This window comes from Muribacter muris (assembly GCF_001038205.1).
Taxonomy (GTDB): Bacteria; Pseudomonadota; Gammaproteobacteria; order Enterobacterales; family Pasteurellaceae; genus Muribacter; species Muribacter muris.
Genome location: NZ_JWIZ01000063.1, coordinates 1 through 22,761 on the forward strand (window position 1 = coordinate 1; position 22,761 = coordinate 22,761).

The window sequence follows — 22,761 nt, forward strand, 5'->3', positions numbered from 1 at the left end:
TTTGGGGGATACAGTTGCTACATTCTGTTAAAATGTCTATTTTTTGTGTATTTACTACATAATACCGCAACATTATATCGCCGTTATGCAAAATAACTGATCGCTTATAGAATGCTCGCTTCCTTTTAGCAAAATCTAATAGTGTGATTTTTACAGATACTAGCGTGGCATTCCTGCGTTTGTACACAAATCCATTTGGGGATTTATTGCATTATCTTTGTAATGTGAGTATCAGCCATATTTTGCAAAAATTAAACACCAACCAAGCGCTTGCAATAAAAAAGCCACCTTTTTGCAGGTGGCTTTTTTCATTTCAAGAAATTAAATTAGGCTTTTGCTTGCGCTCGTTTTCCTAAAATCACGCTGATGATAAAGGCGACTGAAGCCGAAATAATCATACCGACAATATACATTCCGAGGCTGTCCGGTTTGATAGACGGGATACCCGGTAAGCCTGCCGCACCGAGTGCGATGGCTTTAACGTTGAAGAAAGCGATGAAAGCACTCGCCACACCGGAGGCGATCATTGCCGCAATAAACGGGTAGCGGTAACGTAGGTTCACCCCGAACATTGCCGGCTCTGTAATGCCTAAAAGTGCCGAGATGCCTGACGGTACGGCGATACCACGCACTTTCGCATCTTTCATTACAAATGCCGCACCTAAGCAGGCAGCACCTTGTGCAATATTTGACATTGCCGCAATTGGGAAGATAAATGTTCCGCCGGTGCGAGCCACTTCCGCCAATAATTGCGTTTCAACGGCAATAAAAGTTTGGTGCATACCGGTAATCACGATTGGGGCATAGAATGTCCCGAAAATTGCACCGCCGATAAAACCTAAGCTGTCGTATAACCAAGTTAAGCCTGCACTGATTAACGAGCCGGCTTCACGTCCCAATGGTCCGATAATAGTGAACGCTAAGAAACCGGCAATAAACAGAGAGAATAGCGGCGTGATGAGGTTATCTAAGAATGACGGTACGATTTTGCGGAACCCTTTTTCTAAGGTTGCCAACACCCACGCTGCGACTAACGTCGGGATAACCGTGCCTTGATAGCCGACCCGCTCAATCTCTAAGCCGAATACAGACCAGTATTTGATATTACCGTTTGCCAATGTTACCGCATAATTCCAGCCGTCCGCTAAGGCAGGGTGAACCAATAACATTCCTAATGCAGCCCCTAAGAATGGGTTTCCTCCAAATTTACGGGTCGCCGAGAAGCCGAGTAGAACCGGCAGGAAAACGAAAGGTGCATTCGCAAAGGTGTTGATTAAATCAACCAAATCAGCGATGCCCGGATACATATCCACCACATTCACGCCCTCGGCAAAGAAGCCTTTTGCCGTAAGCATTGAGTGAATCCCCATTAACAAACCGCCTGCCACGATCGCCGGAATGATCGGGACGAAAATATCCGCCAATCCTTTCACTAAACGCTGGGCAATATTTTGTTTACTTGATCCGGCACTCGCCACTTCGGAGGTTGTCATATCCCCAATGCCGAGCAGTTTGGTCATTTCTGCGTGCACTTTATTCACCGTGCCCGAACCAAAAATAATTTGGTATTGACCGGCAACGGAAAATTGACCTTTAACCCCTTCAATATTTTCAATGCCCTCTTTGTCGATCAAGTTTTCATCTTTTACGACCATACGCAAACGGGTTGCACAGTGGGCTGCCGCCGAAATGTTATCCTTGCCGCCAAGTTTATCAATCACTTGTTGGGCGATTTGAGGAAAATTCATAAATCCACCTTTGTTTATTGTTGAAAATTAGACCTAATTATTTTAACTAAAACGATTTAGCTTAAAAAGCACTATTTGCTAAAACGTTTTAGTTTTGTAACCTAGATCACATTTTTAGCAAATTTTAGCGGGGAATTTTAGGAAAAATACGGTTTAAAACTAAAATTTCACAGAATTTGATTTAGGTAAAAATCCCCTCTATTTTGACCGCTTGCAGATAGAGTAAAATGACCGCATTTCATTTTTATATTGAGGAACACACTATGCTCTATTTTGAATTTCTACTTTTGCTGGGGTTTCTGTATGCTGGTAGCCGTTACGGTGGTATCGGCTTAGGGGTCGTTTCGGGCATTGGACTTGCGGTGGAAGTCTTTATTTTACGAATGCCGCTAGGCAAAGCCCCGATTGATGTGATGCTGATTATCTTGGCGGTTGTTACCTGTGCTTCGGTATTAGAGGCTGCCGGCGGGTTAAAATTTATGTTGCAACTGGCTGAAAAGGTGCTGCGTAAAAACCCGAAATACATTACCTTGCTAGGCCCGTTGGTAACTTATCTGCTCACCTTTATGCTCGGCACTGGGCACGCGGTTTATTCTGTAATGCCGATTATCGCCGATATTTCGTTGAAAAATAATATCCGCCCGGAACGCCCAATGGCTGCAGCCTCCGTTGCCTCGCAATTAGCGATTACCTCAAGCCCGATTTCCGCAGCGGTTGTCTTTTATCTGAAAGAAATCACCGCTTTGCCGGGCTTTGAGCATATTACCTTGCTGCACATTGTGGCAGTAACCGTATCAGCCACCTTTGCTGGCACGGTTGCTCTGTCGCTGTATAGTTTACGCCGCGGTAAAGAGCTAAAAGACGATCCGGAATATCAACGCCGTTTGCAAGATCCGATTTGGCGTGAACGTATTTTAAATACGACCAGTACCACATTAAACGAAACCCTGCCGCCAAATGCCAAACAAGCCTTCTTTCTCTTTCTAGCCGCCCTTGCAGTGATTGTTGTGATTGCTGTTTTACCGGATATTCGTACGGTCGGCACCGGTGAAAAGATTAAACCGATTTCAATGGGATTGATTATCCAAATGATGATGCTCTGTTTTGGCGGGATTATCCTCTTGGTGACGAAAACCAATCCGCAAAATGTGCCGAACGGTGTTGTTTTTAAATCAGGAATGGTGGCGACGATTGCTATTTTCGGGATTGCGTGGATGAGCGATACTTACTTCCAATATGCAATGCCACAATTTGAAGCAGGCATTACTGAAATGGTTAATCAATATCCTTGGACATTTGCTTTCGCCCTGTTTGCCGTTTCCGTAGTGATTAACAGCCAAGCGGCAACGGCGATAATGATGTTGCCGGTCGGTATCGGACTAGGTTTGCCTACGCCATTACTGATCGGGCTAATGCCGGCGACTTATGCCTATTTCTTTATTCCGAATTACCCTTCCGATATTGCGACAGTCAATTTTGATGTGAGTGGCACAACCAAAATCGGCAAATACTACTTTAACCACAGCTTTATGGCACCCGGTTTAATCGGCGTAACCGTTGCTTGCTTTGTCGGCATTGCCGTTGCGAATTTGATTATTTAATGAGTAAAAAGAAAAGGGACACCAATGTGTCCCTTATTTTTTATAAATTAGTGAGTGCTGGTACTAGAGGTTGTACGACTTGCCCGCTTGCGTTCCACTTCGGTCAGCAGTTTTTTGCGGATACGCACGGAAGCCGGTGTAACTTCCACTAATTCATCGTCATCAATAAATTCCAACGCTTGCTCAAGGGTAAATTTCACAGGTGTGGTAAGAGTTAAAGCATCATCTTTACCGGATGCACGCATATTGGTCAATTTTTTACCCTCAAGCGGGTTCACAGTTAAATCGTTCGAACGGCTATGGATACCGATGATCTGCCCTTCATAAATTTCAGCACCGTGTTCAATCATCAACTTACCCCGATCTTGCAACGCATAGAGTGAGTATGCTAATGCTTTACCCGTACCGTTAGAAATCAGCACGCCGTTAATACGCTGCCCGATCTCACCCGCTTTTACGTCATCGTAATGGCTGAAACTGGAGTAGAGCAAGCCTGTGCCTGATGTCATTGTCATAAATTCATTGCGGAAGCCGATTAAGCCGCGGCTCGGAATGATATATTCTAAACGGGTGCGACCTTTGCCGTCCGGCACCATATCACGCACTTCACCTTTACGGATACCGAGAGCTTCCATTACCGCCCCTTGATGCTGTTCTTCAATATCAATGGTAACTTGCTCAAACGGCTCTTGTTTACGCCCGTCAATCTCTTTGAAAATGACTTTCGGGCGAGAAACGGCAAGTTCATAGCCCTCACGGCGCATATTTTCGATTAAAACGGATAGGTGCAGTTCACCCCGTCCGGATACGCTGAAAATATCGGAATCGTCCGTTTCTTCCACCCGTAGTGCCACGTTATGCACGAGTTCTTTTTTCAAACGCTCTAAAATTTGGCGGGAAGTCACAAATTTCCCCTCTTGTCCGCAGAACGGCGAGGTATTAACGCAGAAGAACATTGTAACGGTCGGTTCATCAACGGTAAGTGGCGGCAGAGCCTCGACATTGTTGATATCGCAGAGCGTATCGGAAATATTCAATTCGCCAAGACCGGTAATCGCAATAATATCTCCGGCATAGGCTTCAGTCGCTTCATAGCGTTGCAGCCCTAAATGCCCAAGCACCTGCCCGACCCGACCGTTACGGGTTTTACCTTCCGCATCAATGACCGTAACCGGCTGATTTGGTTTTACCGTACCACGTTTAATCCGCCCGATACCGATAACGCCGAGATATTTGCTGTAATCTAGCTGAGAAATCTGCATTTGGAACGGCGCATCCAGCTCGACATCCGGCGGGGAAACGTGTTCAATAATCGCTTCAAACAGCGGATCCATATTTGGTGCGAGGTCTTCGTGATCTAAACCGGCAACGCCGTTAAGAGCGGAAGCATAGATGATCGGAAAATCTAATTGTTCGTCCGTTGCACCAAGATTGACAAATAAATCAAAAACTTGATCAACTACCCAATCCGGACGTGCGCCCGGGCGATCGACTTTATTGATCACCACAATCGGTTTTAACCCGTGTGCAAAGGCTTTTTGGGTGACGAAGCGGGTTTGCGGCATTGGGCCGTCAAAAGCGTCCACCACTAATAAGACGGAATCCACCATTGATAAAACACGCTCGACTTCGCCGCCAAAATCGGCGTGTCCCGGCGTATCCACAATATTGATACGGTAGTCGTTCCAGTTAATCGCCGTATTTTTCGCTAAAATGGTAATGCCACGCTCTTTTTCCAGATCGTTGGAGTCCATTACACGTTCGTCCGTATCGCCACGGGACGTATCTAATGTGCCGGATAACTTTAATAATTTATCCACGAGAGTGGTTTTGCCGTGGTCAACGTGGGCAATGATTGCGATATTTCGCATTTTATGGGTATCTAAATGTTGCATTGAAATATGTTGTTGCTCAAATGAAAGTAGGAGAACCTACGATGAAAATTAGCAGCGGGCGTGTGCCCGCCGAACGCATTCTTGGCAATGTGATTAGCTCGCCATTTGCAAAGGTGCGGGATTATACCGAGTTTTCGCTCGGTCGGCTAGAAAGCAAGCGGTCGGTTTGCCGTAAAAATTTGCAAATTTTCGGGAATGAGGCATTAAGCCACTTGTTCTAAAACTACGAAGCTGACTCGGCGGCGGTCGGCAATACGGCGCTTTAATTGGTGGAGATGTAACAGCCTGCGGGCTTTATTACTCTTTAAGCGTTTGACGTTTTGCTTTAGTTTTCGCCTTCTCACCATTTGTTGCTCCTATTTTTCTGCTGGGGAAACGGGCTGTTGGCTATTTTCGCCTAAGGTTAATGTTTCGGCAAGCCAATCTTTTTGTTGCTGTTTTTCTTGTCGTTGGGATTCCTGCTCTTTGAGGCGTTGTTGGTTGATGATACTGTTATAGTAACGGCGGATATTTTCCACATATTGAAAGGCTTCAAATCCCCGTGCATAGCCGTATTTGAGCTGGCTGTAATAGCGTTTTTCCGCCAGTAGCGGTAAATTCTTTTTCACGTCCAGCCAGTTATCCGGATTGCCACCCAGTTGCTTGGTGAGGCGGCGGACATCGATCAAATGTCCCATTCCCATATTATAAGCAGCCAAACCGTACCAAATGCGATCTTCTTTGTCGATGGTTTGCGGCAGTTGGCTCATCAATAAATGCAGATATTCCGCCCCTGCCCGCACGCTCTGTTCCGGATTGAGTCTGTCGGTAACGTTCATTCGCTCCGCCGTATCTCGTGTGAGCATCATAATACCCCGAACCCCCGTTGGAGATGTGGCTGACGGATCCCAATGGGATTCTTGGTAGGCAATCGCCGCCAACATTTGCCAGTCTAATTCGCCACGGTATTTCTCAAATAAATGTTGATATTTCGGCAGTAGATTATCTATTGCTTTCAGGTAGCTCTGGCTGTCCACATAGTCGAAACGGGCGAGGTAGTTAAAATATTTTTCTTCGATACGGGCAATCAACCCCGTTTCGTTAGCGTGATGCATAAATTCCAAAACCGAGGCTTGCAATTCACTGTACGGTTTATTCGGTAAGTACCATACCACCGGCTGTTCATCCGTCAGATCAAAGCCGACCGCAATCGTCGGTTTGATATGCTGCAAGGCAGATACATCAATAGAGACGGCGACCGTATAAGGAATCGTCCCATCTGCCACCTGGATCAACAATTCTTCTTGGGTAAACTTATCCGTGGTGCGCCATTTGAGTTTAGGAAAGCGGGCTTGTAGTTTTTGTAGCACCGGTAAAACGGCAGAGCCGGCAGGTACAATTAGCTCCGAGCGAAGCTCATCAATGCTATACGGGCGAATTCCGCCTTTCTTATACACCACTTGCCAAGATGCCGAGTAATAACTCGCACCAATTTGAAACTGCTCTGCTTGTTCGGGTTGCAACAATAGACCGGCGGCAGCAATGTCGATTTTATTCTGTTTTAGCGCATCAAACAGTTGCTCGCTGCTATCGAAAGGTTTTACTTCTAAATTTACCCCAATATAATCGGCAAATTGGCGAGCTAAATCATATTCAATACCGGCAGTGCCTTCCGCCCCGAAAAAATAGGACATCGGGTGGTTGATCATTCCCACTTTAACAATTTTTTTCTGTTGAATATGGGCGAAGCTGTTTTCTTCCGACTGCATTGCTTTTTGCCAAGGAAATACCATATCCCAAGCCCAAAGCATCAGAACCAAGCCTAGCACAAGACGAATAATTAGCCCTTTCAAATGCCTTTCTCTCTATTTCTTTCGTTTGAATAATCGCAGTTTAGCAAAGTTCTGCCGTAAAGCAAAACGGCGATTCTAACCTCTTACACTATCTTCAGTGGCGAAACTTTGTTAAAATTTTGTGTTCTTATTACTTTTTAGAGGATATTGTATGTTTGTTGAAATTTATGGTCGCTTAACTTGCCCGTACTGCCGTAATGCCAAAGCATTGGCAGAAAAAATGAAAGCGGAATTGACTGATTTTGATTTTAAATTTGTGGATATGATCGCTGAGGGGATCTCAAAAGAAGATTTAGAACCTCGTGTTGGTAAGCCGGTTGCGACTGTACCGCAAATCTTTTTAGATAATGAACACGTTGGTGGCTATTCCGATTTTGCCCCGCTTGTCAAAGCGAAATTTGGCATTGCACTTTAATAAAAAGATAGAAAGCGAGGGAAAATCCCCTCGTTTTTATTTTTCTTTCCAATAACCAATCCACTCTTTAAGCGCGTGTACATTACTGTGCAGCGCACCGGATGCCGGCAAAAAATGCATTATTGTTAGCCCGTAGGTTGAAGGCGTAATGCCGCCACCCACGCTGGCGGGCAAGACCTTAAACCCTTCTCGTTCAAAAAGCAGCTTGGCACGTTGCATATGCCATTGATTTGTAACCAAAATAATCTTACGAACCTGTGCTTTTTCTAAAATAACACGGCTAAACTGCGCATTTTCTTTGGTTGTCCTTGCTTTTCCTTCGATCCACTCAGTTGGAATCTGAAAGAACATTTTCAGCTCGTTTGCCATTACCGCAGCTTCCGATGTACCGTTCGGGCTACTGCCGGTAATTAACAGCGGCAATTGGGTATGCTTTTGGAGGTAAGCCGCATAGCGTACCCGTTCAAACGCAATTTCACTGATGGCTAGTTTTCCGAATAGCTCTTTACTGTCCCGCAAGCCTCCCCCAAGCAACACGATAGCTTGGGCTGAACGGTAATCGTCAAGGGTAAGATTATCTTCCGTGACTAACGAATCGTGCAATTTTTGTGAGGTGTAAGGCAAGCTGAAAATATATAAAATGGCGATCCCCAAGAAAGAGGAAACGTATGCTAACTTTTTCCAGTTCAGACGAAAGAACCAGAGCGACATCAGCCATAAAATCAGTGCGTTAAACGGCGGCAAAATTATTGCCGTGATAATTTTGGTAACAACAAACATTGCGCAGTCAATTGTTAGGGGTAAATCAATATTGTCTATTGTCCCATTATCCGTTTGAAATTAAAATAGCAAATTTAAGATTACAAGCGGTCGGTTCGGGCAAATATTTTGCAAAGATCCGGAAAAAGTATGAAAGTCATTAAAGACAGTGCCATTTATTTAATCGGCGAGCTTGCCTCTAGAGCAATGCCGTTTCTTTTACTTCCTTATCTTTCCCGAAAATTGGGGGTAGAAGGGTTCGGATTACTTGCCTACTACCAAACCTATCTAGCGCTTTTCCTGATTATTGTCGGTTTAAGCCAAGAGGGCGCGATTGCCCGCTATTTTTATCGCTACGGTAAGCGTTCGTTAGCACTCGTTATTCATTCGGGTTATGCCTACACTTTGTTTAGCGGGGCAATTATTTTGCTGGTCTGCTGGTATTTACAATCGGAAATTTTAGCCTATCTGGCATTATCCGCAATTTTCCAATCTTTCTTGAATGTACAACTTAGTGTGCGGCAGTGTCAAAAACAGCCTCTACCTTATAGCATTATTCAATTTACCTCTAGTCTCTCTTCTGTACTATTAACCGTTTTATTGCTGGAACTTTACCAAACCGAATTAGTCGAAAAGCGGATTTTAGCCATTTTTGCCAGCAATATTTTTGTATTCGGCTTGGCTTATCTACTGTATGCCAAAAAACAGAAGCATAAAAAATTTGTCTGGCGGGATTATCGCATTGCGATTTTCTATTTATTTGGTTTTGGACTTCCTTTAATTTTACACAATGCCAGTCTATTTTTAAAAGGGCAGTTGGATAGAATTTTTATTTATCACGCCTTTAGCGAGGTTGAATTAGGCTTATATGCAATGGGCGCTCAAATTGCCGCCATTTTAACCGTTATTTTACAAGCAATAAATAAAGCGGCTACTCCCTATTTTTTTGAGCATTTAAAACAGCGGAAAATCGGGATTACTCAGGTGCATAAATGGGCATTATTTTCCTTATTTATTATTCCGATTCCGGCTATTGTAGTGAGTATTATACCTGAGTCTCTAATTGTATGGTTATTGGGAAATCAATTTTTAGGAACAAAATATTATATTGTGATATTCTTGTTTTCAACCGCATTGGTAACTCCTTATTTTATTTTAGTTAATTACTTATTCTTTTATGGAAAAAACAACTATATTTCATTGTGCTCAATTATCTCAACGATAATATATATATTAGCATTAATTTTATTAGCCGGCTGGACGAATATAAAATATGTACCTTACGCAGGCATCATCGGTTCGGTAACAATTTTACCTATTCTTTATTTTATGACAAATAAGGTAAGTAAAACACAATGAATTTAATTTTATGTTATACCCCCCTGCAAGTACTGATCGCAGAGAAAATTATTGAACGTTATCCAACAGAGAACTTTTATGGGGTAATGCTATGTTCAGTAAATAATGCTAAATTTGAGTATTATCGTGAGCGGTTAGCACAAAAATGCCAGCACTTTTTTTCTTTTATACAAAGAACAGATAGAATCGGGCTATTCAAACAAATTCTATGCCTTAAATATCAATTTCATCGAAAAAAATTTGATAACGTATTTATCGCGAGTATCAATGATATTCAAATGCAGTTTATTTTAAGCAGTATTCGTTTTGATACACTTTATACATTTGATGACGGTACTGCTAATATTGTGCCTTCGAGCGTCTATTATCAACCTGAAGTAAATACCCCTATCCGTAGAAACATCAATAAATATCTGAGAAATAAATTTAATGCAGAAAAAATAAAAAAATGTGCTCAATTGCATTATACGATTTATCCCCAATTTACAAATATTATTAAAAATACAGCTTATATTGATTTAAGTCATTCATCGTCCTTTGAAGGCAAGAAAAAAGACGCTGCAATAAATATTTTATTAGGGCAGCCTGTTTATCTGGATAATGATAAAAATATTGAACTGGCAAATGGTGTAATTAAACGGTTTAATATTGACTATTATCTGCCTCACCCTAGGGAGCAGTATCAATTAGAAAATGTAACTTATATTAACACCCCACTGATTTTTGAAGACTATATTAGTCAGCAAACAACAGATAAACAATTTCGTATTTATACTTATTTTAGCAGTGCTGTACTCAATGTGATGTCAAACTCAAATTTAGATATTTATGCACTTCGTATTAATGTGGATAAACAAGAATATTTAGAATGCTACGAGCTATTTGAGAAAGTCGGTATCAACATTATTGATATAACAGAAGATTCAAAATGAAAAAATATGTCATTTCTTTAGAAAAAGATAGCGATCGCAGAGTATTATTTTTTGCTCAAGCCGATACGCAAGATTTTATAGTATTTTCCGCTATCAATACGATGCAAGCAAGTGAAATTGAGCTAAACCACCAATTTAATCTTGCACAATTTAAACACCATTACGGACGTTCAGTAACAAAAGGTGAAATTGGCTGCACATTAAGCCATTTAGCCGTCTATCAATTAATTGTAGAAGATCTTGATATTGCAAAAGATGAATATTGCCTAATTTGTGAAGATGATGCCCTATTTGATAAAAATTTCCAAAAAAATATGGAACAGATCATTTGCCAACCTTATTTAAGCGATATGGTTTTATTAGGGCAATCAAAAATCCGACAATTTAATGATATAGAATTGGAAATTAATTACCCGACAACCTTCCAATTTTTACAACGCAAACTGCCTGATAGTAGCCTGACGATAAGTTACCCTTACAAAAATTATTTTGCAGGCACTGTCGCCTATTTAATAAAAAAATCGGCTGCTGAAAAATTTTTAAACATATTGCATACTCATCAAAGTATACCTTACTGGCTTGCCGATGATTTTATCTTATTCGGTCATCAGTTCGGGCTGGATATAAAAATTGTGCGTCCACTAATGGTGATTGAAAATCCAAATATCAATTCCAATTTGGAAACAAATCGTGGCTCTATCTCGCATCATTTTATCAAAAAAATAATAAAATACCCTTTAAAGAAAGTATTGGCTGTTATGAGAAATTTAGGAAAATAAAATGTCTGCGATTCTTAATTTATTTTATCTTTACGATCCTTGGCTATTCCACTTCTTGAGAATGGCATTTTTGGCAGGCGGAATCTCTCTTTTGATGCTGATTTATAAGGGTTATAAACAGCCGCTTAAACGGGAAATTTGCCTACCGATAGACAGCTTAATCGCAATTATAGGGTTAATTATCGTAAGTGCATTCCCAATGTTACTACATCAAACCTATGATTTTTCTGTAACAATAATGTATGTTAAAACCTTATTACTCTTTTTATTAGGCATTGGTTTATTTCATTATCTATATTATCCGAATAATCAACAACTATTTTTAAGGGATCTTAAAATCGGTATCCTTATTCAGTTTTCCATTGGGCTATTAGCCCTGTTTGGTGTTTCATTTATTATTGACTTCGCATTATCTACCAATGTGGTATTACCACGCTTTTATGGTTCGGAACAAGAATATCGCCTATATAACATTACTTCATCGGCATTCTTTCAGTTAAGTCTATTTTATATTTTCTTGCTGCACTTTATATTGGCATATAATGAAAAGCATAATAATATCCACTCCATTTTTATTTTTTTAATATTATGTATTGGTTTAATTTCTGGTAGAAGTTTTCTAATATTATCGATTGTAAGTATCATTCTCTATTTTAAATGGCGTTACGTTCCAATACTCTTATTATTTGTGGCAATCTGTCTTTTTTTAGCAACACAATTTACCGGGCATAAATATGTCGAACACGCGTTAGAACCGCTTATTAATTTAATCTACGGCAAAGGTAGTGTTAGCTCTTCTACAGATACCCTCGTACAGAAACACCTTTTTATCCCAACGATTAAACAAATATTAATTGGAGATGGCTACTATTTTGCAGTTCAAGGAGGCTATTATGGCGGTACAGATTCCGGTTTTTTACGGCAGCTATTATATGGCGGTATTGGCTATTTAATGGCTTGCGCTATTTTTACGTTTTACTTTATCTATCGTCTTGCTCAAAATTGGTTTGATGGAAGTTGGAAATTTATTCTATCCACATTTGCATTATTTACGATTTTAAATATAAAAGCCGATACTTATGCTTTCCCCGGTATTATGTTGGTATTGCTAATGTTTTTATCACTATTTGGGCGAAACGGTAAATATATCCTTCTATTTCAATCGCAAGGACATAAATAATGTTTAGTATTATTGTGCCATCTTATAATCGTAAGGAAGAAATTCCTTATTTATTAGAGAGTTTATTACATCAAACAGTCTATAATTTTGAAGTTATTATTATTGATGATTTTTCCGAAGTACCGGTAGACATTCATCATTTTTATCCTTTTCCCGTAAATATTATTCGGAATAGCGAAAATAAAGGTGCTGCAGAAAGCCGAAATATTGGTGTACGCTATGCCCAAAATGACTGGTTATTATTTTTAGATGACGATGATAGTTTTTTAGTAACTAAATGTGAATTATTAGAAAAGACTATTCAAAACCACCCAGAGATCAATTTTATTTATCATCCGGCAGAATGTATGATGGTTAATGAGCATTTTTCTTATTTCACCCGTCCATTTAAAAATGAAAAAGAGATTACGCTTGAAGGAATTTTAAAAGCGAATAAAGTCGGCGGTATGCCAATGATCGCAATTAAAAAAGCCTTTTTTGAAAAACTAAAAGGCTTATCTAGCGATTTATTATCTCTGGAAGATTATGAATTTGTATTAAAAGCTATTTCAGATGAAGAATTTAAACCCAAATATATTGATAAAGCCTTAACAAAATGTGCATTTCATACCCAACGAGCAAGTGTTTCAACTAATACAGCTCATACGGAACGTGCCATCGAGCTTATCCGACAAAAATATGTCAAAACGGCTGAACAAGCTAAATATTTTGAATTTAATTCATTATATATGTTGGCTTATCCGCATATAATGAATTTATCTCGTCGTGCAGCCCGTTTTTATTTAAAAATGGGCTGGCAAAGTAAAAAGATAAAATATTTTATTATTGCGTTCATCACCTTTATTTCGCCGAAATTAGCTATCAATCTTAAGAGATTTATCTAATGAAATTTTCCGTGTTAATGTCCCTGTATGTAAAAGAAAATCCGCAATTCTTACGGGAATGTTTTGAAAGTCTATTAGCTCAAACGGCACAAGCCGACGAAATTGTATTAGTGTTTGACGGCAAATTAACCGATGAATTAGAACACATTGTGCAAACTTTTACCGACAAGCTACCGCTTGTTATCGTCCGTTTACCGCAAAATCAAGGGTTAGGCAAAGCACTGAATATAGGTTTAATTCACTGCCAAAATGAGTGGGTATGCCGAATGGATACCGATGACATTTGTGTACCGACACGCTTTGAAAAGCAGGTTGCTTTTATCAAAGACAATCCTGAAACGGTAATTTTTGGCGGACAAATTGCCGAATTTGGTCGAAATAAAGAAGATATTGTCGGTTATCGGGAAGTGCCTACATCGAACGATGAAATTATCAAATTCACCCGCAAACGTTGCCCGTTTAATCATATGACAGTCGCTTACCAAAAATCAGCAGTCCTTGAAGCCGGCGGTTATCAGGATTTGCAGGAAGATTATTATCTGTGGATAAAATTGATCGCCTCTGGTAAAAAAGCGGCAAATTTGCCGGATATTTTAGTGTATGCACGGGTCGGTAACGGTATGGTCGCACGGCGCAGCGGACTGAATCAAGCTAAAGCGGAATGGCGTCTGTTCAAACTCAAACGCCATACGGGCTTACAAGGCTTATTAGACGGCTTGGCTATTTTTTTAATGCGGGCTATTCCTCGTCTATTACCTGTCAGCCTACTAAGCCGTCTCTACCAATTAACCCGCCGATAGCTTGCCCTTACTCAAAGGGCATAACTAGGCATAGTCTTGCAGTTCAGGATTAATCGGCGTATTGGCGATATTATTCGCATAATTGCACAGTGTAGCCAAACTCACCCCTAAAATGACATCAAGGGCATTTTGTTGCGTATAACCGGCAGCAAAGAACTCATTTAATTGGGCTTGGCTGAGCTTCGCTTTTTGCAAGATCACCGCAAGGGTGAAGCGTGCTAAAGTATCCAATTTCAAATCACTCTCAATACGAGCAGTCGCCCGTAAGGCTTGCACAATATCTTGAGGTATTTGCAACTGTTTTAATGAAATTTTGGTATGCCCCGCCACACAGAAACCGCAGCCATTTACCACCGCAGCGGTAATTTGTACGACTTCCCGTTCTGTCGGCGTTAAGCTATTGCGTCCGTTGATCGCCCCTACCGTCCGATAAGTCTCTAAGGCAGTCGGTGCATTTGCTAATACCCCAATTAAATTAGGAATAAAACCGTTTGTGGTTTGAACCGCTTCAAGCGCCTCTTTTACTTCGTGTGGCGCAGTCTCTAGAGTATGAATCTGAAAATTAGACATTGTATTTACCTCTTTTGTTTAGAATGGTGCTATCATAAAAAATCTAATATTAAGATCAACGATTAAAAAATCATCTTATATGACAAAAAATTATGGAGAAAAGATGGTGAATACACTTTACCTTGCTTCAAATAGCCCACGCCGTTGGGAATTACTGCAAAACATCGGGTTAAATGTACTTCGTATTGAAAGCGAAGTGGATGAAACCCCTTTTACCAATGAAAACGCCAAAGCCTACTGTTTACGCATAGCATTAAGTAAAAATAAAGCAGCACAAGCGGTACTTTCGCGGCAAAACCTTGCAAATCACCCAATCCTAACCGCCGATACTACCGTATCTATTGACGGGAAAATATTAGGCAAACCGAAAGATCACGAAGATGCCTTTGCAATGCTGAAACAGCTCTCCGGACGTACCCACCAAGTATTTACCGCTATTTGTGTAAGCAATGGCAACCAGCTCTCTTCTTGTGTGCAGACCAGCGAAGTAACCTTTAAAACACTGAGCGATAACGATATTCACGCCTACATTGCCAGCGGAGAGCCGATGGACAAAGCCGGTGCTTATGGGATTCAAAAACTATTCAGTGGTTATAAGGACTTAAATTGTTTGACAAGCTGGTTACTATTTAGTGGGCAACAAATTAGCAGTCTTGATGAATTATTTTAACAAGGTTTTCGGCATTCCTTGCGAAAAAGTGACTATTCCGAAGCTACGGGCTATTTAGACAGTGTGAAAGGTGTCTGTGAGTGCTAAATATCAATGCCAAGAAAAGACGCTACTTGTTCTTGATCTGCTCTATCTTTGCACACGTCGGCGAATTATAAGCAGGCACACTATTTTGCCTTAATTGGCTTCTTACAGCTGATTCATTTAACCCACCTAGAGTATATTTTCTTCAGCTCTACTAAATCAGAATTTATCCGGTTTATTGATGCGATGATCGAAGATAATTTAGTATATAAAATTCTAATGAAAATGCCCTTTAAGTGAAGTTTAAAGAGCATTTAAATTTAGTGGGCTTGTTTATATAGGAGAGAAACGAATAGCAAACAGGTACGGTTATCTGATAAAAAACGGATCGGTAGGTTAAAAACATAGCATTAGCCTAAGTCTTTTAGCACTCTTTTGTTATCGTGAAATCCAGCTACAGTCTGACAAATTGTAGGGAAAATAGGCTGATAAGCTCAGCTTTTGTATAGAGTGTGAACATCAGGTGTTTCCTTAATTGAATAAATAATAAACAATGACAATAGTAACTCTCGTGAAATAGGATAGCAAGTCTTATATAGGACAAACGGAAGTAGTAAGCGATATTGTAGGCAAGGGATAAAGATGAACCACTAAAATGAGGGGGGCTTTGTTTCGCTTTTTTAGTGGTTCATTTTCGCAATTTTTGTGGCTGGTAACAACCAACTATTTTTCCCTACCTGCCTTTTGATTTATTGAAAAATAAATATGGCGATCCCCCCTTATTATTTCTCTTCTCTATTCTCTATATGATATCTCCGCCAAAATCTCTGTCAGCAACTGCCAGTAAATCTCGACTGCCGGGATATGCACTTTTTCATCGGGGGAGTGGGCATTGCGGATAGTCGGGCCGATCGAGACCACATCAATATGCGGGTAGATCTCTTTAATTAAGCCGCATTCCAGTCCGGCGTGAATGACTTTGATTTTGGCTTCATCGCCTAAAATGCGATCGTAAATCCGCTTGGTCAGCGGGGTGATGTTTGATTTAGGATCAGGTTGCCAGCCGGGGTAGCTGCCAGAAAATGCTACTGTTGCACCGGTTAAGGCGGCGAGTGAGCTGAGTTTGCCTCTCACATCCGCTTTACCGTTTTCAATCAGTGAGCGAACTAAGATCTGTGCCGTAACGCCCTGATCGTCAGTGGTGAGAATGCCTACACTCAATGATGTTTCTACCACATCTTTCACCACATCGCTTTGTCGGATAATGCCGTTTGGCAAGATGTTGAGCAAATGGATCAGCTTCGTTGAGTCGGCACGGCTAAAGACTTGTGCAGTCGGCGTGGCAGCTTCCAAATGCAAGGTTAAATTCGGCTCGGCAAGGTTGAGTTCTAGGGCTAATTGGCGTTCAATCTGTTGAAGACAAGCGGTGAGTTCGTCCCGATCCTTTGCAAAAAATGCCAGGGAAACGCCTGCTTCCCGTGGGATTGCATTTCGCACCGAGCCGCCTTGAATGTGGGCGATTTGGAAGGCGAAACGGTTATCTAGCTCGGCTAACATTCTGGCGAGTAATTTAATCGCATTGGCACGAGTGGTGTGAATATCGCAGCCGGAATGCCCGCCTTGTAAGCCTTTTAGCTGGATATGCATTGCCGCATTAAACGGATTAGGCTCAAAGGTGATCGGCAGGTTGAGCGTTGCATCTTCGCCGCCGGCACAGCCGATGTAAATTTCGCCGTTATCTTCCGTATCAGTGTTGATCATCATTTCCGCTTTCAGCCAGTTCGGACGCAGCCCTAATGCGCCTTCCATTCCGGCTTCTTCCGTCATCGTCAGTAAAATTTCTAATTCAGGGTGAGCTAAATCATTGGCATCAAGCACCGCCAAGCACGAGGCTAAACCGATGCCGTTATCTGCCCCTAAGGTTGTCCCTTTGGCTTTGACCCATTCTCCGTCAATATAGGGTTGGATTGGGTCGGTCTGGAAATTATGTTGCGTGCCTTCGTTGGCTTGCGGCACCATATCCAAATGCGCTTGCAGAGCAACGGTCGGGCGGTTCTCCATACCTGCGGTGGCAGGCTTACGGATCAGGATATTGCCGGCATCGTCCCGTTCAACAAACAGATTTTTTGAAATTGCCCATTGTACGATAAATTGGGCGAGCGGTTCTTCGTGATAGGACGGGTGGGGAATTGCGCAGATTTTGTCGAACCATTGCCATAATAATGACGGTTGTAGAGTGGCTAAAGACATTGTTTACCTCGCTTTATGTTGCATAACAAGCGGTCGGTTGAGCATTAAATGTTGCAAAAATTGCCCGACCGTTTGATTTTATTGTAGAATAGTACCCAAATGATAGCACGAAAGTGCCTTTCGAGTGATGGTTTCTTTTTGTGGCGATTGCCACACTTTTTTTAGGTAACGACAATGAGCGAAAAATACACAAACGAAAAATATGTTGTCACGTGGGATATGTTCCATATGCACGCGCGCAAATTGGCAGAACGTTTACTGCCGGCAAACCAATGGAAAGGCATTGTGGCAGTCAGCCGTGGCGGGCTGTTTCCGGCGGCAGTACTTGCCCGTGAATTAAATATTCGCCACGTTGAAACTGTGTGCATTGCCAGTTACGATCACGATAGCCAAGGGGAATTAAACGTATTACACGCAGCCGCTCTTGAAAATGGCGGTGAGGGGTTTATCATTGCGGACGATTTAGTCGATACTGGCAATACTGCCCGTGAAATTCGCAGAATGTACCCGAAAGCCCGTTTTGTAACGGTCTTTGCCAAACCGCAAGGGGCAGCGTTGGTGGACGATTACATTGTGGATATTCCGCAAGAAACGTGGATTGAGCAACCGTGGGATCTCGGCATCACTTTCGTACAACCTCTTGCGAAAAAATAATCAGATTTTCGGACGCTCGTTGAGCGTCCCTTTTTTATTCCAACCGATAACTAACGATGAATTTAGGCAATTTATACATTATTTCTGCGCCAAGCGGTGCGGGTAAATCCTCGCTTATCAATGCGTTATTGAGTGATTTACCTGCCAGCCAAGTCCGGCTTTCCATTTCGCATACAACCCGCGCGCCTCGTCCTGCCGAGCAAGACGGCGTGCATTACTATTTTAGCTCCCGCGCTGAATTTGAACAGTTGATTGCCCAAGGGCACTTTCTGGAGTGGGCGGAAGTGTTTGGCAATTATTATGGTACTTCGTTACCGATGATCGAACAAAGTTTGGCACAAGGCATTGATGTCTTTTTGGACATTGATTGGCAAGGTGCACGGCAAATTCGTGAAAAGCTGCCGAATGTGAAAACCGTATTTATTCTGCCGCCGTCTAAAGCGGAATTGGAAAAACGCTTGATTGGACGCGGGCAAGATTCCGCCGAAACAATTGCGAAGCGTATGAATGAAGCGGTGTCTGAAATGAGTCATTATGCCGAGTTTGATTATGTGATCGTCAATGACGATTTCCAAACGGCACTCAACGAGCTAAAAAGTATTTTAGTGGCGGAGCGTTTGAAACAATCGGTGCAAAGCGTTCGTCATCAAGGCTTAATTGCTCAATTACTGACCGTGTAAGCGGTCTGTTTGGGGCAAAATCCGACATTATATGCCAAATAAATGGACGCCTGCGTGGCGTCCTTGAACTATCGGCAGGGTTGCCGTTGCGCAGTGATTACCCCTAAAGCCAACCCTTGCGTTTAAAGTAGAGATAAGGTGCGGCGGCGGCACACGCCATTAAGCCGAGAGCCATTGGGTAGCCGTATTTAAAATGCAGTTCCGGCATTACTTCAAAGTTCATTCCGTAGGTGGAAGCGACCAACGTTGCGGGTAAGAACATTACGGAGACGACCGAGAAGAATTTCATAATCCGGTTCTGTTCAATATTGATGAAACCCATCGCCGCTTGCATCAGGAAATTGACCTTTTGAAACAGTGATTCATTGTGCGGCTGCAAGGATTCCACATCTCGCATAATATCCCGCGCTTGTTCAAGCTGATTGTTGGGCAAGCGTGTTTTGCGCACTAAAAAACCCAATGCCCGTTGAGTATCCATTAAGCATAGCCGTACCTTTGAGCTAGCATCTTCCAGCTCCGTCAGCTCGGCGAGGGCATCATCAAAATTATGTTCACCTTTTTTCTGATTTTCTTGACCGCTTAACACTACACGGCTGAGTTTTTCCAAATCGGCATAAATTGTTTCAATCACATCGGCTAACTGCTCAATTTTGGTTTCAAACAGATCGAGCAATAATTCATAAGCATTGCCGTCAATCAGTTTCGCTCGGCGGGAACGCATTCGGTAAAGCCGAAAAGCAGGTAAATCCCGCTCACGCAAGGTAAATAACCGCCCGTCCCGTATCGTAAAGCCGACTGTCGCAATATCGGCGTAATCATCATCGTCTAAACAGTAGAAAAAAGAGTGCAAATGCAGCCCGTCTTCATCTTCAAAAAAGCGGGCGGAGGCTTCGAGATCTTCCAATTCGTGTTCTTCGGCAAGGGTTTGATCCAGCCGATGCTCCAACACGTTCCGCTCATCATCACTCGGATCGACCAAATCAATCCAGATCGCATCATTTAACTGATCTTGAACCGTTTCATCAACACTGACTAGCCGATCGTTCTGCAACGAAAATGCTCTGATCATTTCATACTCCTAAAAAATGGTATGAGGCGATGAACAAAAAGGGACAAATAAGATACTGACAGGGGCTACCGACACGCTCGTCGATAACTGCATAAGGAAGTTGGACGAGAGTTTAGTAAAAAGCTGATAAGTATCGACTATGGCTGTCCAAACTGCGTATCCTCAAGGTGAAAAAAACGGGTGAAATGTTACCGATTTGTGCCGAGATCGTCAAGAAAAAGCCGTATCGTGCTGTCAACAAGCGGTCAGTTATTGGCAAGAATTTACCCATATTGCCAAAATCTATAACAGCTATTGCTGAAATTCATTTTCATTTTGCCGAAAAACCGCTATATTGCGTTGGATTTTTTCTACTCACAAGGAGTTTTTATGACACAAATTACGTTAGCCGGCACACCGATTGAAGTGGCAGGTACATTCCCGAAAGCAGGCGATGTGGTTAAAAATTTTACATTAGTCAATAATGGTTTAGAAAATGTTTCTCTGTCAGACTTTGACGGCAAACGCAAAGTGTTAAATATTTTTCCGAGCATTGATACCGGCATTTGCGCCACCTCCGTGCGTGTATTCAATCAAAAAGCGGCAAATTTAGCCAATACGGTTGTCCTCTGCATTTCAGCGGATTTACCTTTCGCCCAAGCCCGCTTCTGCGGTGCGGAAGGCATTGAAAATGCCCAAACGCTTTCTACTTTCCGTAGTAAAGCGCTTCACAACGAATTAGGTGTGGACATTGCCACCGGCCCATTAACCGGCTTAACCGCTCGTTCCGTCATCGTATTAGACGAAAATAATACCGTGATCCATAGCGAGCTTGTGCCTGAAATTAAACAAGAACCAAACTATGACGCAGCACTGGCAGTGTTAGCTTAAGAAAATCAGAAGATATGAGACAGGGCATTTTTGATGCCCTGTTTTTTATAGCGGGCTATCGACATTAAGGGAATCTAAAATGTGAGCGATAGCTAAGATCAAACCGGAACGCATTATTTTTTCGAGACGATACTGCTGCATTTGGTGTTGGATAGAGTCTTTATTCTCAATGCCAACAGTCATTTTTTGAAGCGCCTTAAAAGGTTCAAGATCAATATGGTGCAATTTCTCCGCAAATTGTATAACCAGCTCATCAGCAAAAGCAGGCTCATTGATCTCATCGCTCATTACCGTTTTCATCTCTAAAAACGTGAGAATATCTTGATAGACTTGAGCAGAAATTACGCCTAGACCCAGTAATAATTTTAATCTGACGCTCAAGTCCGAAAGCGGGCCTTGATGTTCAAATAATGAATCTACTACCGATTTTAGGGCAAAATCTGTTTTGCGGAAAACCCTTTCAATAAGGTGTTCAATCTGTTGATTAAATTGTAGGGTAGATAAAGCAAGGAAGCCTCGGAAAGAGGCTACCTCACTTAATTGTTCAATAAAATGATCTTGATTCTGCATCTCTAACATTGACTGTATCGGGCAGCAATTTGTGTAATGACCGACTCGTCCTCTAATTGACAATATGTTTTCACCGCAGCTTCTATACCGTTATTTGCAATAAATTCACTTAATTCAACCGCTTGCGGATCGCTCGTATTGCGATATTGTAACGCCATTACTACCCCCTCAATCAAGTGTGGGTGAGGCAAATTAAATTCAATAGTACCCAGTAGCGGCTTAATCAAGCGATCATTTGGGCTTAATTTGCGAATAGGTTCTCGTCCGACACGATCTACATCATCATTCAGGTACGGATTGGCAAATCGTTTGAGAATTTTTTCAATATACGCTGCGTGCAAAGTGGGATCAAAATTATAACGCTTAATAAGCACTTCGCCACTTTCTGCCATTGTTGCTTTGACCGCTTGGTAAATGGGCTCGATTGCTATGGCTTCTTTGATCCAGTTTACCCCTGCTTTTTTGCCGAGATAGGCGCAGATAAGATGCCCTGTGTTAAGAGTAAACAGTTTTCGTTCCACAAACGCCAGTAAATTATCGGTCAATTCCATACCTTGAATAGCCGGAATTGTACCTTTAAATTGCGTTTTATCGACAATCCATTCACTAAATTCTTCAACTGTAACTTCAAGGGGATCATCTGGATTGGCGTCTGTAGGCGGAACAATGCGATCGACTGCAGAATCGACAAAACCGATATATTGCTCAATTTGATGTTGTTGCGCCAGAGTAAGATGCTCAAAAATTTTTGCTTTCAGAAAGCTACTGCCTCGCACCATATTTTCACAAGCAATAATATTGAGCGGCTCTAGGTTATTTGCTGCAAGGCGTGCCAATAACCCTTTGGCGAGAAGTGGGGCAAGAAGGGTTAAGACATTTGGTCCCACTGCCGTTGTAATCAATGTAACTTGTTGAATTTTTTCGCAGACGGCTCGTTCATCATTTGAGTTGATTGCGTCAATATTTTTTACTTGCTCAATACGGCTACTTTCACCGACGATTTTCACACCGTATTGCCGGTATTGATTGATATGGTTAATTTGCGTCGGGTTAATATCGGCAAAAGTAACCTGAATACCTGAATCGGCTAATAGTTTGCCGATAAAACCTCGTCCAATATTACCTGCGCCAAAATGTAATGCGTTCATTTGCGTTTCCTTTTTGTTAAAAATAATCCGAATCTTACCGCTTGTCCCTTTTGCGGTGCGAATGAAGGGCGT

22 protein-coding genes are annotated in these 22,761 nt (G+C 41.9%); 13 read left to right on the plus strand and 9 right to left on the minus strand.

Going from position 1 to position 22,761, the window contains the following annotated elements:
• Window positions 1-326: 326 nt before the first annotated feature.
• The gene (locus RO21_RS09510; protein WP_047977556.1) at window positions 327-1,748 is read right to left on the minus strand and encodes a sucrose-specific PTS transporter subunit IIBC; all 1,422 of its coding nucleotides are present in this window, start codon (window positions 1,746-1,748) and stop codon (window positions 327-329) included.
• Between the two features lie 263 nt (window positions 1,749-2,011).
• On the opposite strand from RO21_RS09510, the gene RO21_RS09515 reads away from it, so the two are divergent.
• The gene (locus RO21_RS09515; protein WP_047977557.1) at window positions 2,012-3,349 is read left to right on the plus strand and encodes an anaerobic C4-dicarboxylate transporter; all 1,338 of its coding nucleotides are present in this window, start codon (window positions 2,012-2,014) and stop codon (window positions 3,347-3,349) included.
• Window positions 3,350-3,396: 47 nt separating this feature from the next.
• Here the strand turns inward: RO21_RS09515 and typA are convergent, their stop codons facing one another.
• Complete coding sequence (typA, locus tag RO21_RS09520) at window positions 3,397-5,244, minus strand: translational GTPase TypA (RefSeq protein ID WP_047977558.1); 1,848 nt, start codon at window positions 5,242-5,244, stop codon at window positions 3,397-3,399.
• Window positions 5,245-5,285: 41 nt separating this feature from the next.
• Here typA and RO21_RS09525 point away from each other — a divergent pair, with 41 nt between their 5' ends.
• Window positions 5,286-5,465: a hypothetical protein gene (locus RO21_RS09525; RefSeq protein WP_047977559.1), complete on the plus strand. Its 180-nt coding sequence runs from the start codon at window positions 5,286-5,288 to the stop codon at window positions 5,463-5,465.
• Between the two features lie 135 nt (window positions 5,466-5,600).
• On the opposite strand, the gene mltF is transcribed toward RO21_RS09525, so the two are convergent.
• Window positions 5,601-7,076, minus strand: coding sequence for a membrane-bound lytic murein transglycosylase MltF (gene mltF, locus RO21_RS09530; protein ID WP_047977560.1), 1,476 nt, complete (start codon window positions 7,074-7,076; stop codon window positions 5,601-5,603).
• A 151-nt stretch (window positions 7,077-7,227) separates the two neighbouring features.
• On the opposite strand from mltF, the gene RO21_RS09535 reads away from it, so the two are divergent.
• On the plus strand, window positions 7,228-7,491 hold the full coding sequence (locus tag RO21_RS09535; RefSeq protein ID WP_047977561.1) for a GrxA family glutaredoxin: 264 nt from the start codon (window positions 7,228-7,230) through the stop codon (window positions 7,489-7,491).
• A gap of 36 nt (window positions 7,492-7,527) precedes the next feature.
• On the opposite strand, the gene RO21_RS09540 is transcribed toward RO21_RS09535, so the two are convergent.
• Window positions 7,528-8,271 carry a YdcF family protein gene (locus RO21_RS09540; protein ID WP_047977562.1) on the minus strand — a complete coding sequence of 248 codons (744 nt, stop codon included), beginning with the start codon at window positions 8,269-8,271 and terminating at the stop codon, window positions 7,528-7,530.
• Window positions 8,272-8,400: 129 nt separating this feature from the next.
• Between RO21_RS09540 and RO21_RS09545 the strand changes: the two genes are divergently transcribed.
• Genes RO21_RS09545 through RO21_RS09570 form a run of 6 tightly spaced genes read left to right on the plus strand, consistent with a single transcriptional unit; the run spans window position 8,401 to window position 14,184 of the window.
• A complete protein-coding gene (locus RO21_RS09545; protein ID WP_047977563.1) occupies window positions 8,401-9,609 on the plus strand; it encodes an oligosaccharide flippase family protein in 1,209 nt (402 codons plus the stop codon).
• Window positions 9,606-10,541, plus strand: coding sequence for a glycosyltransferase family 52 (locus tag RO21_RS09550; protein ID WP_047977564.1), 936 nt, complete (start codon window positions 9,606-9,608; stop codon window positions 10,539-10,541). Before RO21_RS09545 ends, RO21_RS09550 begins: the two co-directional genes overlap by 4 nt.
• Window positions 10,538-11,320 carry a glycosyltransferase family 25 protein gene (locus RO21_RS09555; protein ID WP_047977565.1) on the plus strand — a complete coding sequence of 261 codons (783 nt, stop codon included), beginning with the start codon at window positions 10,538-10,540 and terminating at the stop codon, window positions 11,318-11,320. Before RO21_RS09550 ends, RO21_RS09555 begins: the two co-directional genes overlap by 4 nt.
• A 1-nt stretch (window position 11,321) precedes the next feature.
• Window positions 11,322-12,500 carry a hypothetical protein gene (locus RO21_RS09560; RefSeq protein ID WP_047977566.1) on the plus strand — a complete coding sequence of 393 codons (1,179 nt, stop codon included), beginning with the start codon at window positions 11,322-11,324 and terminating at the stop codon, window positions 12,498-12,500.
• Window positions 12,500-13,384, plus strand: a complete 885-nt coding sequence (locus RO21_RS09565; RefSeq protein WP_047977567.1) for a glycosyltransferase family 2 protein — start codon at window positions 12,500-12,502, stop codon at window positions 13,382-13,384. The genes RO21_RS09560 and RO21_RS09565 overlap by 1 nt, the downstream gene beginning before the upstream one ends.
• Window positions 13,384-14,184 carry a glycosyltransferase family 2 protein gene (locus RO21_RS09570; RefSeq protein WP_047977568.1) on the plus strand — a complete coding sequence of 267 codons (801 nt, stop codon included), beginning with the start codon at window positions 13,384-13,386 and terminating at the stop codon, window positions 14,182-14,184. The genes RO21_RS09565 and RO21_RS09570 overlap by 1 nt, the downstream gene beginning before the upstream one ends.
• Before the next feature lie 24 nt (window positions 14,185-14,208).
• On the opposite strand, the gene RO21_RS09575 is transcribed toward RO21_RS09570, so the two are convergent.
• A complete protein-coding gene (locus RO21_RS09575; RefSeq protein ID WP_047977569.1) occupies window positions 14,209-14,754 on the minus strand; it encodes a carboxymuconolactone decarboxylase family protein in 546 nt (181 codons plus the stop codon).
• Between the two features lie 103 nt (window positions 14,755-14,857).
• Here RO21_RS09575 and RO21_RS09580 point away from each other — a divergent pair, with 103 nt between their 5' ends.
• Window positions 14,858-15,424: a Maf family protein gene (locus RO21_RS09580; RefSeq protein ID WP_084724284.1), complete on the plus strand. Its 567-nt coding sequence runs from the start codon at window positions 14,858-14,860 to the stop codon at window positions 15,422-15,424.
• An 819-nt stretch (window positions 15,425-16,243) separates the two neighbouring features.
• On the opposite strand, the gene RO21_RS09590 is transcribed toward RO21_RS09580, so the two are convergent.
• Window positions 16,244-17,698 (minus strand): aminoacyl-histidine dipeptidase, encoded by a 1,455-nt coding sequence (locus RO21_RS09590; protein ID WP_047977570.1) that lies wholly within the window; start codon window positions 17,696-17,698, stop codon window positions 16,244-16,246.
• A gap of 174 nt (window positions 17,699-17,872) precedes the next feature.
• On the opposite strand from RO21_RS09590, the gene gpt reads away from it, so the two are divergent.
• Window positions 17,873-18,352: a xanthine phosphoribosyltransferase gene (gene gpt, locus RO21_RS09595; protein WP_047977571.1), complete on the plus strand. Its 480-nt coding sequence runs from the start codon at window positions 17,873-17,875 to the stop codon at window positions 18,350-18,352.
• Window positions 18,353-18,408: 56 nt separating this feature from the next.
• Entirely contained in the window at window positions 18,409-19,032 is a 624-nt protein-coding gene (gmk, locus tag RO21_RS09600) for a guanylate kinase (RefSeq protein ID WP_047977572.1), read from the plus strand.
• Window positions 19,033-19,135: 103 nt separating this feature from the next.
• Here gmk and corA read toward each other — a convergent pair whose 3' ends face one another.
• Window positions 19,136-20,101, minus strand: a complete 966-nt coding sequence (gene corA, locus RO21_RS09605) for a magnesium/cobalt transporter CorA (RefSeq protein ID WP_047977573.1) — start codon at window positions 20,099-20,101, stop codon at window positions 19,136-19,138.
• A gap of 369 nt (window positions 20,102-20,470) precedes the next feature.
• Here corA and tpx point away from each other — a divergent pair, with 369 nt between their 5' ends.
• Window positions 20,471-20,971: a thiol peroxidase gene (gene tpx / locus RO21_RS09610; RefSeq protein WP_047977574.1), complete on the plus strand. Its 501-nt coding sequence runs from the start codon at window positions 20,471-20,473 to the stop codon at window positions 20,969-20,971.
• A gap of 45 nt (window positions 20,972-21,016) precedes the next feature.
• Here the strand turns inward: tpx and RO21_RS09615 are convergent, their stop codons facing one another.
• Both RO21_RS09615 and RO21_RS09620 read right to left on the minus strand, forming a co-directional pair.
• Complete coding sequence (locus RO21_RS09615; protein WP_047977586.1) at window positions 21,017-21,541, minus strand: MltR family transcriptional regulator; 525 nt, start codon at window positions 21,539-21,541, stop codon at window positions 21,017-21,019.
• A gap of 2 nt (window positions 21,542-21,543) precedes the next feature.
• A complete protein-coding gene (locus RO21_RS09620; RefSeq protein ID WP_047977575.1) occupies window positions 21,544-22,689 on the minus strand; it encodes a mannitol-1-phosphate 5-dehydrogenase in 1,146 nt (381 codons plus the stop codon).
• Between the last annotated feature and the right edge of the window lie 72 nt (window positions 22,690-22,761).

Coding starts and splice junctions, on each gene's coding strand:
- RO21_RS09510 (WP_047977556.1), bottom strand. CDS start 1,748: ATGAATTTTCCTCAAATCGCCCAACAAGTGATTGATAAACTTGGCGGC.
- RO21_RS09515 (WP_047977557.1), top strand. CDS start 2,012: ATGCTCTATTTTGAATTTCTACTTTTGCTGGGGTTTCTGTATGCTGGT.
- typA (WP_047977558.1), bottom strand. CDS start 5,244: ATGCAACATTTAGATACCCATAAAATGCGAAATATCGCAATCATTGCC.
- RO21_RS09525 (WP_047977559.1), top strand. CDS start 5,286: ATGAAAATTAGCAGCGGGCGTGTGCCCGCCGAACGCATTCTTGGCAAT.
- RO21_RS09535 (WP_047977561.1), top strand. CDS start 7,228: ATGTTTGTTGAAATTTATGGTCGCTTAACTTGCCCGTACTGCCGTAAT.
- RO21_RS09540 (WP_047977562.1), bottom strand. CDS start 8,271: ATGTTTGTTGTTACCAAAATTATCACGGCAATAATTTTGCCGCCGTTT.
- RO21_RS09545 (WP_047977563.1), top strand. CDS start 8,401: ATGAAAGTCATTAAAGACAGTGCCATTTATTTAATCGGCGAGCTTGCC.
- RO21_RS09550 (WP_047977564.1), top strand. CDS start 9,606: ATGAATTTAATTTTATGTTATACCCCCCTGCAAGTACTGATCGCAGAG.
- RO21_RS09555 (WP_047977565.1), top strand. CDS start 10,538: ATGAAAAAATATGTCATTTCTTTAGAAAAAGATAGCGATCGCAGAGTA.
- RO21_RS09560 (WP_047977566.1), top strand. CDS start 11,322: ATGTCTGCGATTCTTAATTTATTTTATCTTTACGATCCTTGGCTATTC.
- RO21_RS09565 (WP_047977567.1), top strand. CDS start 12,500: ATGTTTAGTATTATTGTGCCATCTTATAATCGTAAGGAAGAAATTCCT.
- RO21_RS09570 (WP_047977568.1), top strand. CDS start 13,384: ATGAAATTTTCCGTGTTAATGTCCCTGTATGTAAAAGAAAATCCGCAA.
- RO21_RS09575 (WP_047977569.1), bottom strand. CDS start 14,754: ATGTCTAATTTTCAGATTCATACTCTAGAGACTGCGCCACACGAAGTA.
- RO21_RS09580 (WP_084724284.1), top strand. CDS start 14,858: ATGGTGAATACACTTTACCTTGCTTCAAATAGCCCACGCCGTTGGGAA.
- RO21_RS09590 (WP_047977570.1), bottom strand. CDS start 17,698: ATGTCTTTAGCCACTCTACAACCGTCATTATTATGGCAATGGTTCGAC.
- gpt (WP_047977571.1), top strand. CDS start 17,873: ATGAGCGAAAAATACACAAACGAAAAATATGTTGTCACGTGGGATATG.
- gmk (WP_047977572.1), top strand. CDS start 18,409: ATGAATTTAGGCAATTTATACATTATTTCTGCGCCAAGCGGTGCGGGT.
- corA (WP_047977573.1), bottom strand. CDS start 20,101: ATGATCAGAGCATTTTCGTTGCAGAACGATCGGCTAGTCAGTGTTGAT.
- tpx (WP_047977574.1), top strand. CDS start 20,471: ATGACACAAATTACGTTAGCCGGCACACCGATTGAAGTGGCAGGTACA.
- RO21_RS09615 (WP_047977586.1), bottom strand. CDS start 21,541: ATGCAGAATCAAGATCATTTTATTGAACAATTAAGTGAGGTAGCCTCT.
- RO21_RS09620 (WP_047977575.1), bottom strand. CDS start 22,689: ATGAACGCATTACATTTTGGCGCAGGTAATATTGGACGAGGTTTTATC.